This window comes from Microvirga yunnanensis (genome assembly GCF_025460875.1).
In genome coordinates, this window is record NZ_JAMXFI010000003.1 from 115,738 (window position 1) to 127,138 (window position 11,401).

General features: G+C 61.7%; 10 protein-coding genes and 1 pseudogene. 7 read left to right on the forward strand and 4 right to left on the reverse strand.

Annotated elements, in window-relative coordinates; all coding sequences use genetic code 11:
* The first annotated feature begins 62 nt into the window (after nt 1-62).
* Nucleotides 63-1,901: a PAS domain-containing protein gene (locus tag NF876_RS02790; RefSeq protein ID WP_210805978.1), complete on the forward strand. Its 1,839-nt coding sequence runs from the start codon at nt 63-65 to the stop codon at nt 1,899-1,901.
* A gap of 24 nt (nt 1,902-1,925) precedes the next feature.
* Here NF876_RS02790 and NF876_RS02795 read toward each other — a convergent pair whose 3' ends face one another.
* Complete coding sequence (locus NF876_RS02795; protein ID WP_262267381.1) at nt 1,926-2,393, reverse strand: hypothetical protein; 468 nt, start codon at nt 2,391-2,393, stop codon at nt 1,926-1,928.
* Here NF876_RS02795 and NF876_RS02800 point away from each other — a divergent pair.
* Nucleotides 2,286-3,910: pseudogene (locus tag NF876_RS02800) on the forward strand (putative bifunctional diguanylate cyclase/phosphodiesterase). The gene NF876_RS02795 and the pseudogene NF876_RS02800 sit on opposite strands and share 108 nt — an antisense overlap.
* Before the next feature lie 286 nt (nt 3,911-4,196).
* Here NF876_RS02800 and NF876_RS02805 read toward each other — a convergent pair.
* Nucleotides 4,197-4,610 (reverse strand): response regulator, encoded by a 414-nt coding sequence (locus tag NF876_RS02805; RefSeq protein ID WP_315974860.1) that lies wholly within the window; start codon nt 4,608-4,610, stop codon nt 4,197-4,199.
* 965 nt (nt 4,611-5,575) lie between these two features.
* Here NF876_RS02805 and NF876_RS02810 point away from each other — a divergent pair.
* The 5 genes from NF876_RS02810 to NF876_RS02830 all read left to right on the forward strand — a co-directional run bounded on the left by NF876_RS02810 (nt 5,576) and on the right by NF876_RS02830 (nt 10,568).
* Nucleotides 5,576-6,085, forward strand: a complete 510-nt coding sequence (locus NF876_RS02810) for a Ros/MucR family transcriptional regulator (RefSeq protein ID WP_373696614.1) — start codon at nt 5,576-5,578, stop codon at nt 6,083-6,085.
* 415 nt (nt 6,086-6,500) lie between these two features.
* On the forward strand, nt 6,501-6,671 hold the full coding sequence (locus NF876_RS02815; protein WP_210805326.1) for a hypothetical protein: 171 nt from the start codon (nt 6,501-6,503) through the stop codon (nt 6,669-6,671).
* A 189-nt stretch (nt 6,672-6,860) separates the two neighbouring features.
* Nucleotides 6,861-7,088, forward strand: a complete 228-nt coding sequence (locus NF876_RS02820) for a DUF6894 family protein (protein ID WP_210805324.1) — start codon at nt 6,861-6,863, stop codon at nt 7,086-7,088.
* 238 nt (nt 7,089-7,326) lie between these two features.
* A complete protein-coding gene (locus tag NF876_RS02825) occupies nt 7,327-9,567 on the forward strand; it encodes an ATP-binding protein (protein WP_210805322.1) in 2,241 nt (746 codons plus the stop codon).
* A gap of 278 nt (nt 9,568-9,845) precedes the next feature.
* Nucleotides 9,846-10,568: a hypothetical protein gene (locus tag NF876_RS02830; RefSeq protein WP_247654152.1), complete on the forward strand. Its 723-nt coding sequence runs from the start codon at nt 9,846-9,848 to the stop codon at nt 10,566-10,568.
* 25 nt (nt 10,569-10,593) lie between these two features.
* On the opposite strand, the gene NF876_RS02835 is transcribed toward NF876_RS02830, so the two are convergent.
* Both NF876_RS02835 and NF876_RS02840 read right to left on the reverse strand, forming a co-directional pair.
* Nucleotides 10,594-11,112, reverse strand: a complete 519-nt coding sequence (locus NF876_RS02835) for a hypothetical protein (protein WP_210805320.1) — start codon at nt 11,110-11,112, stop codon at nt 10,594-10,596.
* A gap of 59 nt (nt 11,113-11,171) precedes the next feature.
* Complete coding sequence (locus NF876_RS02840; protein WP_262265629.1) at nt 11,172-11,339, reverse strand: hypothetical protein; 168 nt, start codon at nt 11,337-11,339, stop codon at nt 11,172-11,174.
* Between the last annotated feature and the right edge of the window lie 62 nt (nt 11,340-11,401).

Consider the following 11,401-nt stretch of genomic DNA (forward strand, 5'->3'; position numbering starts at 1 on the left):
GTGTCTTCCTTCCCGCCACTGCAAAGCCCCAGAGCCCGAGATTTCCCCCACAGATGAAGCCGATGGATAACGCCGCTCAGACGCATGAGGGCCCGGACCCGATCGACCACGGCAGGGCCCAGCCCCCCTTTGGTTACTGGGAATGGGATTGCAACACAGGTGGCGTCACATGGTCGGATGGCTTGTTCCGCGTCATGGGTCTGGAGCCCCGGTCCGTGGCACCATCCTACGATCTCTTCCTGGGGATGGTCCACCCTGAGGACCGGGCGACGAGCGCCGCCGCCAGCCAGGTTCTGGCCGATCGAGGCCAATACATCGACTCCGAGTTTCGTATCATTCAGCCGCAAGGCACCGTGCGATGGGTCGCCAGCAAGGGCGAGGTCTTCCGCGATCAGGCCGGCAAGGCCAGTTGGGCCGCCGGCATGCTGATCGACATCACGAATATCCGCGAGGCCCAGGCGGAGTTGTCGGCCCGTGAGGAGCGCTATCGCGCTCTGGCCTTGGCCAGCAGCATCGGTGAATGGCGGGCGACGTCGCAAGGAGACGCCATTGAGGCGCAGTCCTGGGCCAACTTCACCGGCCGGCCTGTCAACGACTGCACAGGCCGGGGGTGGCTTGCTGCAATTCACCCCAAGGACGTGGATGCCGTCGGAGCCACCTGGGATGAGGCGGTGCGGATCGGCTCGTACTTTGAGATGAGCTTTCGCCTCCAGCACCGGAGCGGCCAGTACCGCTGGGTGCTCTGCAAGGCAGTGCCGATCAAGCCTCAGGACGGACCGGTGCGGGAATGGGTCGGGACCGCCGAGGATATTCACGCCAAACGGGAGATGGAGGAACTGCTGCGGGTTCACGAGGAGCGACTGCGCCAGGCCCGCTTCGAAGGTCCCATGGTAACCTGGGACTTCAATCTGGAAACCGGGCAGGTCACGCGCTCAGACAACGCCCAGGGGATCCTCGGCGTCGGCTCGGAAACGGTCGAGGAGTTTCAGAGCAGCATCCACCCTGACGACCGCGCGAAGATCGAAGCCCTGGTGCGGGCCACGCGGCACTCAGGGAAGGCATTCAGTTCCGAGTACCGACGGACCAATAAGGACGGCAGGGTTGTCTGGCTTCGCTCGCGGGTCAGGGTCATGCCAGCTGCGTATGGCGGGGCGGATCACGTGATCGGCATCACCTTTAACATGACGTCCCAGAAGGAAGCGGAGTTCGCGAGCCAGGAAACCAGGAGGGCCTTGCGGGAACTCGATGCTCGTCATCAGGCGCTCATGAAGGCCGCGGGCGATTTTGTCTGGACCGTCAGTCCCGACGGGAGGGTTTCCGACTCGCCGGAGTGGCGGGCCTTGACGGGGCAAGACATCGATCAGATCCAAGGTTGGGGCTGGCTCAACGCGGTCCATCCCGCCGACAGGGAACGGATTCGCGAGACCGTACAGCGCATCATGGATACGCGCCTGGTGTCGTCCTACGAGTACCGTGTTCGGGACAGGGCCGGCGAATACCATTGGTTCAGAAGCAGCATTTGCCCTGTCCTCAATGAGGAAGGCACCCCTGTCGAGTGGATGGGCGCCGCTCAGCGGGTTTCCGGCCCGGGCCGCGAGCCCGAGGGAACGTTCACCGGTCCGCCGCAAGGCGTTCTCCCGCCACATGCCAATGGCCAGCTCAGATCGTGGCAGGTGCGGGCCGCCCGGGGCATTCTTGGATGGTCCGTCCGCGAGCTGGCGGACAAGTCCGGCATATCGCTCTCGACAATCCGCCGGGTTGAGGACGCACAGAGCCGCGATGGTCGGATTCTGCTGGCCATCCGCGGCACCCTGGAGCAGGCGGGGATCGGATTTGTCCCGGTCCTTGGCGGAGAACTCGCGATCATACCAATCAAGAGCAAAGATTGCCCTCCCGGCTGACGCCCCACATTTGTCACTCGGCGTTCAAGGCAATTTTTGCTCTCGACGATTCGTCGCAGATCGAATCCATCCGGAAACAGTTGAATCCACGATCACTTCGGCCCATTGCGAGCGGTAACTCCTGTTCATCCCCGCCATGCCGTCATTCAAGACAACCCGATGAAAGCAGCTTTTCTGCTGATGCTCCGTGCCCTCAGGCGCGTGCATCCCGCTTTGGGTAGGATGCTCCGGTCGACGAATGATGCCAGCGGGAACGGTCACACAATCCCTGTCCCAGAAGTCAAAGCTTCCCGTGAAGACCGGCAGGAGCCGTTTGTTCTGACACTGGAGGAGAGCGAGAAGCTCTCCCAGCACGCGGTCAAGCTCAGCCGGCAGGTTCCCTGGATGTCGGATGCCGAGGGAAAGATCCTCCATGTCGGCCCTGGTTGGGACGACGTGATTGGCATTCCCCTTGAGGAGGTGCTCCGCGGTGACTGGATGCGACTCGTCCATCCGGAGGACAGGCCCCGTCTCAACGAGACCCGGCGCATGAGCCTGTCCACGGGACAGCCCTACGAATGCGAGTACCGGGTCAAGACCCCTGATGGCGTCCATCGATGGTTCCGCGCCCGGGCCGGAGCCCAACGCGACGAGACGGGCACCATCGTGCGATGGTACGGCACGTTCGAGGACATTCACGAGCACAAGGTTGCCAAGGAGCAGCTCCGTCAGGCTGCGTATCAGGACGACCTCACCGGCTTGCCCAACCGCAGGTTCTTTCAGGAACGTCTACGGCAGGTCCTGCAACAAGCCGATGAAAGAGGGCAGACGATCGGCCTGCTGATCATGGACTTGGATGACTTCAAGCAGATCAACGACAGATTCGGCCATGATGCCGGTGACGAGCTCCTCAAGGCTTTCGGTGAATGTCTGGTCCATCTGGTCGGGACGTCTGACACGGTGACTCGGCTGGACGGCGACGAGTTCGCTGTCATTTTGCACGGTACCGCAACCGAAGACGATGTGGCGCGGGTCGCCAGGGCCATTCAGGCTCGCTTGCGGGAACCGCTCCGGCTCGGCACCAGGGTGCAGGAGGCTCGCGCCAGCATCGGAGGCGTCATCTCCGGCCTGCAGGGGACAAGTTCAGACGAACTTCTGAAGCAGGCCGATCTTGCGCTGTTTAGCTGCAAGGCTGCGGGACGTGGTCTGTATGAGATGTTCAAGCCGGCCATGAGGGATGAGGCGCAGAAACGGGCCTCAGCACTGGAAGTTGCCCGCCAAGCGATGGCACGCGAGTGGATCGTGCCATTCTACCAGCCGAAAGTGGACCTGCGTTCAGGCAAGCTGACTGGTTTCGAAGCGCTCCTGCGATGGCGCCATCCCCGTTTGGGAATCCAGCCTCCTAGCACAATCGCTCCCGCATTCGATGACAATGAACTGGGGATCGCGGTTGGGGATCGCATGCTCTCGTGCGTGATCCATGACATGCGTAGCTGGCTCGATGCGGGCCTCGATATCGGCAAGATCTCCATCAATGCCTCCTCTGCCGAGTTCCGGCGCGATGACTATGCCGAACGTGTTCTCGACAGCCTTCGCAAGGCAGACATTCCGACGAGCCGGCTCGGGATCGAGGTCACCGAGACGGTGTTTCTCGACCGCGATATCAAGAACGTCGAAAAGACATTGCGTGTTTTGAGCGAAGGGGGGATTTCCGTTGCTCTTGATGATTTCGGCACCGGCTATGCCTCACTGTCGCACCTGAAGCAGTTTCCGGTCAATGTCATCAAGATTGATGCTCGTTTGTGCGTGACCTGGAGACGGACGAAGGAGATGCGGCCATTGTCAAAGCAGTCCTGAGCCTTGGGCAGAGTCTCGGGATGAGGGTGGTAGCCGAAGGTGTCGAGACGGCCGCCCAAGCCTCATTTCTCAGGCTGCACGGCTGCGACTTGGGACAGGGCTACTATTTCGGATCTCCGATGCCTGCTGAGGAAGTCGTGGACTTGCTGATAGCACGGACACCTGGCCGATGACGATTGAGAGTCAAACCTCAACATCAGGACTCTGGTCTAGGCCATTCCCAGATCCATGGCTTTGGACTACGAGATGACCGCTTCCGGGACGTGACCGCACACTCTGACTTCAAGGGAAGTGATATCCCAGGTAATCCGTCGAAGGGCCGGAACGGGTCCAAGAGTAACGAACCGCATATGAAATGAAGGTCCGCTTACCACCTCATGAACTGACCAAAGTGTTTCTTTCGAGATGTGCCACTGAGATTAGATCTCACGCTGGCCGGCGAAGAGGTTCTCCCGAACGTCAGGTCTGATCCAAGGTCAAGAGCGTGTTGAGCAGGCGCACGAGCGTCTCGGGGTGCACCGGCTTGCCGAGGAACAAGGCTCCCTCCGGTAGGTCCCCTGACTTGGGCGCGGCCCGGCCGGACGCGATCAGGATCCCGATGTCCTGGCGATCCGAGCGGACCCTGCGGGCCAGCTCGAAGCCGTTGATGCTGCCCCGTGGCATCTCCACGTCGGTGACCACCGCATGGATGCCCGAGACGGCACTCAGCACCCGCAGGGCCTCGTCGGCATGGGCGGCTTCGATTACCTTGAAGCCGGCATCCTCCAGCACATCCACGAGGGTCATGCGGACGAGCGGCTCGTCTTCGACGACAAGAATGAGAGCACGCGGGTGGGGGTTCGGGCCAGGCATGCCCGACGAAAGCGGAAGCAACGGTCTTTGTTCCTAAGGCCAAGATCTCAAAATAATGCCTCCTAAATAGGCAAAGATCGGTCGTGGTCGACCCTGGAGAGATCGGCTGAGACAACTTCGCCACTGTCTCTTTCTGAGATCAGGGGCCGACTGCTGGCGAGCCCGCTATCACGGCTCTTGGAACCAGGCCCGACCGCCGGGCTTTTCCAGCCTTGCAGTAAGACAGCCCTGACGGGCCTCTGAGCAGGAGGATGGATCAGGCTCTCCTCGTCGTGCGGTGGGGCTGGTCAGGTAAAATCATCCTGTCTCGCCATCGAAGATGGGATGGAGTAATTGAGCTAAAAAGAACCCGGCCGCTTTTTCAAGCGCCGGGTCGAGCAATATGTAACTCGTAAGTCTTGGACCCATCTGCACAAGGGGAATGCGGGGATAATGATGGGTCCGCATGTTCGAATAATTCGATTGTAGCCGACTGGTTCCCCAAGCAGCAGATATTTGCTCAGAAAGCTTCGCTTTTAGTCTGCGTGGATGCTCGGGCTGGCAGCTGATATCTGCGCCTCCGGGCTCCACCGAAATGAGAGCGACCCGCCGAAATTCGCAGCTTATGCCGAACGGTATCGTCATATCTGGATGCTCCTGGTTGACGGTTTATCCGATCTCCTCAGCCCGGGTGCTCCTGTCTCTGGACTACTCCCGATGCCGAGGGTTGAGCGTTTCAGGAATGGAGACTCACTCCGGTCGCTCAGTTGACCGTCCGCGGGAACAGCTTAGCTTATCCGGTGTGGCTCCGTAATTTTGCCCCCTACGGATATCACGGCGCCCTGGCCGAGATTTCCTGAGACCCGTCACGGCCAGGGCGCTTCCATTTACTGGTCCCGGCGACTAGAGCAGAGAGATATTAGTGAGAACCGCAGATTGTCTCTCTAGCCGGATCGCAATGATTGCGTCTCTGCGCCTGACTCTCACTTGGCACGTTGTGAATGACCATGAACCAAACCAATCCGCCGATCCTCGATCTAGCCAGTATCACCGCTGATATCGTTGCGTCGTACGTTGCGAACAATGCCGTCCATCGCGCCGATCTGCCGGCCGTGATTGCGTCCGTGCACGCTGCGCTCCAGGGATTAGTTACTCCCAAGCAGACAGAACCTGCCCGGCCAGAGCCGGCCATTTCGATCCGCAGGTCCGTCACGCCGGAGTTCCTGATCAGCCTCGAGGACGGCAAGAGGTACAAAACCCTCAAGCGCCATCTTGGGAAGCTGGGGCTGACCCCCGACGCGTATCGTACAAAGTGGGGGCTTCCTGCCGATTATCCGATGGTTGCGCCGAGCTATGCCGAGAAGCGCTCGGAACTCGCGAGAAGCAGCGGCCTTGGCCAGCAGCGAAGGAAGGCTGCCGCAAGAGCAACCGTTGCGTCCGATGAGACGGGAGCGGCTCGGGCTGAGACTTCAAAGCCCAAGCGTCGCGCACCATCCAAGACGAAGACCCGCGAGTAAGCTCCAAGCATCCTTGGGCGGCTTAGCTGAATACTCTCTTCACTAACTCAGGCGCGGCTTTCCGACTTCGCCGCTCAAGGCTTGCAGCCTGACCCCTATGGGCCTCGGCCATGAGAGGATGAGGTTTCGTGGGGCAGCGATGGTGCACTTGAGGACATCCCTCATTCACGGCGAAATCAACATGTCGGAATGGCGAGCGCCTGAAGTCGACTCACGACTTGGTGCCCCACGAATCCTTATGCTCTCGGAGATTTTGGCCGCTTTATCTTGTAAGTTGTTACCAGTAGTCACGGACGGCTTGGGCCGACTTAGAAGACGTCCTATTCGGTTCCAGACAAAGCATTACACGCAATTAGCGGACTTTCTTCTCACACACCATGTGATATGGCGGTCTCTCGGACGAGGACCGACAACCATGCCCGAGGACAGCGAGCCGCCTCACGAGCGCGAGCAGGAACGCCGGATCAAAGCCATTGAGGCTGAGATGGACGAGCAGGAGCAGACAACCCGTACCGGCTTGTTCTGGCTGTCGATCCTGGCAGCCGTGGCTTTCATCGGAATAGGATTCTGCTTGGTGAACCTGTAGGGCAGCCGGCCGATAAGACATCATAACGGATAAGCCCAGCCGTTCATTCCCTATACGGGCCTCAGCACATAGGAGGATTGGCCAGATCCAATCACAAGGCCTATGTGCCCAGATAGGACCATCATCCGGTGACATATGACAGATGTCTTCAACGATCATGTGGTTTGGACTGAGGTCCCGACAACGCTCATGCGCTGCTACTTTCACCTGGTGAACAGCCACGAAGAGATCCTTGATGACGAAGGGATCGAGGTTTCGGATCTGGAGGATGCCAAGGCTCAGGCTCTGGTCGCCATCGAGGATATCCGGGAGGAGGCCATCCAGAGCGGCGCATCCTGGCAGGGCTGGCGGCTCGACGTGGTGAACCCGTCCGGTGAGGTCCTTTTGTCCATCCCGCTGGAGCCGGTCCTGCACTGACATCAACCGGATCGTCAGGCTTTGGAACCACGCCAGTTCCGCTCTCGCCACCTCCACGAGCCAGCGTGAGCGAAAAGCCGGAGCCTGAACCCTCAAGAGGCTCGCCGCCGGCCGACCTTCCGGAGTCTGAATATCGCCCCTTCACACCAGGAACTTTCCCGGCCCAATGGCGTTTGGCAGTCCGGCTAAGCTACAAAGGTCTGCGGATGCACCTCCTCGGGCAGAGCTTGGCAGAACAGTGACAAAGCCCTACCTCGCCCCTCACAGGGCGGAAGCCCGTCAGCTTCGCATGGAGAACACCTTGCCCAATGTGGCGCGTCGATGGTTCGGGCAGGAGGGGGCTCACCGGATCCTCTGGGCTTTGTTCATCGTCTCCCTTGTGCTTCCCGTCAGCCTGTTCGGTGCCGCCGCCTGGCACAGCCGAACCCATGCCCTGGATGAAGCCCACAAGGCGATTGAACGGGCCACGCTCGTTCTCCAGGGCCATGCCCAGAAGGTGTTCGAGTCCTATGAGCTGGTCATGGACCGGGTCGAGGATCGGGTCGCCTCGATGGCACCGGGCGACCTGCGCAACTCCCTTCAGCTGCACCACCTGCTGAAAGGCATCGTCGCGCAGCAAAAGCAGATCGGCTCAATCTGGGTGGTCGATCAGGACGGGGTGCTCCAGAGCGCCAGCGGCCACTACCCTGTCCCACAGGTGAGCATTGCCGACCGACCCTATATGATGGCCTTCCGGGCCGGGCGGCGGGAGCTCATGGTCGGCGAACCGCTGCGCGGGCGCGTCAATGGCAATGACCTGTTCACCGTCGCGCGGCCGCTGGTGGGAGCCGACGGCCGCCTGACCGGCGCCATTCTGGTGGCCGCTTACCCGTCCTACTTCCAAGATCTCTACCGGCGCAGCGCCCCTGACATGGACCATGCGGCGAGCCTCGTGCGCGCCGATGGCACCTTCCTGGTCCGGGATGCTCACACCAGCACGAACGCTGCTCGGGCCGGTGAACGGTTTATGCAGGCCGCCCAGTCGAGCCCTGCGGGCGTCTACACCGGCGTCTCCTCCAATGACGGGATCGAGCGCATCATCGCCTACCAGAAGCTCGACCGCTACCCGATCTATGTTCGCTTTGCCCTTGGAACGGACGCGGTTCTGGCGGGCTGGCGTGAGCAGTTGATCCGGTATGGCCTGATCACCCTGGTGATCATGGCGGGGCTTGCCGTGATGACCGGATTGGCGCTGGCGCGCTACAGACGCGAGCAGGCGGCCACGTCCCAGCTCGCCCAGGAGACGCACCTCCGCGAGGAGGTGGAGGAGCGCCTGCGCCGGGCCCAGAAAATGGAAGCTCTCGGCCAGCTCACCGGGGGCATCGCCCACGACTTCAACAATCTTCTTGCGGTGGTGATGGGCAACCTCGACCTGCTGCGCCGCGCCAAGGACGACGAGCGCCGCAGCCGCCTGATCGGCAATGCGCTGAGCGCCGTCGAGCAGGCCCGGACCCTGACCGGCAAGCTGCTGGTGTTTGCCCGCAAGCAGCCGCTGCATGCCGAGACCGTGAGCCTCAACGAGGTCATTGGCCAGGCCGAGGACATGCTCGTTCAGTCCCTGCGCGGCGACATTCGGCTGGAGCTGGAGCTGGCCGAGCAGCTCTGGCCGGTGCGGATCGATCCGTCTCAGCTCCAGGTGGCGCTCATCAACATGGCGGCCAATGCCCGCGATGCCATGCCCAAAGGCGGAACGTTCCGCGTGACGACCGAGAACACGGTGCTGCGCGATGGCGAAGCCCTGGAGGGGGTGGCGCTGTCCGTGTCGGATACCGGCGTGGGCATGCCGCGGGAGGTGCTCGCCCGCGTCTTCGAGCCGTTCTTCACCACCAAGGAGGTCGGCAAGGGAACGGGGCTGGGCCTGGCGCAGGTCTATGGCCTCGTCGAGCATTCCGGCGGATCCGTCGACATCCGCAGCGAGGTGGGACGCGGCACCACGATCACGCTGTACCTGCCCAAGGCCACGGCGGATGAACTCGAGCCTGCCGTGCCGGACAGCGTGCCCGCGCCGCAGAACCCGCGCGCCCTGAGCATCCTCGTGGTGGAGGACAACGTGCAGGTGGCAGAGATGGCCGAGACGGTGCTATCCGAGCGCGGGCACCATGTCACGAGGGCGCACAATGCCGGCGATGCCTTGGCGATGCTGGAGGCGAACAGCCGCTTCGACGTGGTGCTCTCGGATCTCGTGATGCCGGGAGAGATGGACGGAATTGATCTCGCGCGGATCGTCCGCGACCGCTGGCCTTGGGTCGGCATCGTGCTGGCCACCGGCTACAGCGAGGCGGTCGCGGAGGCTGACAGGGAAGGCTTTGCGGTCCTGCGGAAGCCTTATGTGCCGGATGACCTCGAAGCCGCAGTCCAACAGGCAGCCGCGCGTGCCTCCGAGATGGCCAACGTTGTGCCCCTCCGGACACCGGCTCCAGTGGGTGCTGCTCAAGCCTGACCATCTCGAACCGATAGCTTTCGGCTGCATTCGCCGGGTGAACGGCCCAGCCCTTCCGGACACACGGATGGAGTAGCAACTTAAGCCAAAGGAGAGCTTCGGCGTACCGCCTCGTCGAGGCAATCTGATGGCAGCGGCCTCTCACGGCCTGGTCCGCTGGACCGCCCTGATTGCGAGGCCCCGACGCCTGCCGATCCAGGAGCGCCTTCAACTCCGATCGCGCCGGCGTCGCCCTTTTTAGCAAGGCACAGTCCCGGATTCGATTGGAGGTGTCGGCCGTGAATCGTCCCTGTCATGACAAAGCGGCGGAGTACCGCCGTCAGGTTCAGGAAATCGGCACTGCTGTCGAAAAGATCTCGATCACCGAGACCCGCGAGCAACTCCTTGCGATAGCCGAACACCTGGAGGCATTGGCAAGGGAAGAGGAGCGCGAGACCAGAAGGGGAACCTTGACTGTGAGGCGACGTTGCCATTCACGGACGTCAGGAGTTCACATGCGGGTGTTTGATCTAAACAAAGTTGCACACGCGGGCTTTGCCGCACTGGTGCTCGGCGGATCAACTCTGGTGAGCACAGCGGCTGCCCTCGCCGCAGATCTACCCCCATACTTCGAGGATCAAGGAGCAGTTCTGGAGCGTCCACCCGTCCGGAGCCGGCTCGCGGTCGAGGAGACTTACATCGCCCCACCGGTCGAGCACAGGGTGATCGACCGCCGCGTGATCGAGCGCCGCTTTGTTGGCGGTTATGAAGGGCCAGCTCTGGTGCCGCAGCAGCCTCTGCCGATTGTGCCTCTGGAGGAGAGCGAAGGCTTTGAGGGGCCTGCGTTGGTTCCTCCTCGGAATGTCCCTATTGTCTCTGTGCAGCCGGTCCTGCCTCCGCCCATCTACCAGGAGAGCGTTGTCGGCATTCCTACGCCGGTCGAGGAATGCCGCGTTGTCTTAACGAAGCGGATCGACGCCTATGGCGATGTCACAGTGCGCAGAACAAGGATCTGCGACTGACTCCTGATCACCGCAACCATAATACTTATCGCCTCCCCGGCTCCTGCAGAGAAATGCCCGCAGGCACTTTCAACGCGCCGTCTTCCTGATCCAGGTCGATGAAGCGACCGTTCTTGGGGATGACCAACCCCTCCCCGATCTTTGGCAGCTTGGATAGGGCGGCGCAGGTGATAGCCGAGTGCTCTCCCGACGAGGTTTCAGTGCCGGTGAGCCGCGCATTTGCTTGCCCTGGACCTGAAAGGCTCCCTTCAATCCGGATGCTCTGATCGGGGAAGTTCCAGGTGAAACGCTGGCCTGCCTGCTCCCATTTGCCCGGCCACTCGCCCGGCCTCGTCTGTGAAGCATCGAAGATGTAGGGGCTGACCTCACCATTCTCCAACTCGCCTCCCCCGACGCCGCCACCAGGGTAGAAGGTGATCACGAACTGAGACCGATCAGAGGTGCGGATGCATTCCCAGAGGGAGCCTGCAAGGCTCAGGCCGTCAGCGATCGCCGTTGGGGACGCCAGAACAATCCCGATCGCGGCGAGCAGAAAGCGTCTCATGGGCTGTCTCCGATCAAGGACGGAGCCGCACCCCAGGCGGAGTTCCTTACGAAAACTTGTCAGCCGGTGGGATTGGAGCGATCGGTGTTGCCGCCGCTGCCTTCAAGGAAGCACACCAGGGCAAAGACGCTGATCACCGCCGCCAGCTCTGCCCCAGACAGGAGCCAGGAGGGAGCACTCGCCCGCAGCGGCCCGACGGCCACCAACGAGAGGAGGAAAGTAACCACTGTGCTCCACATCAACATGGGAAACCGTCCCTACGAACGGGATCAAGCACTAACCCATTGAA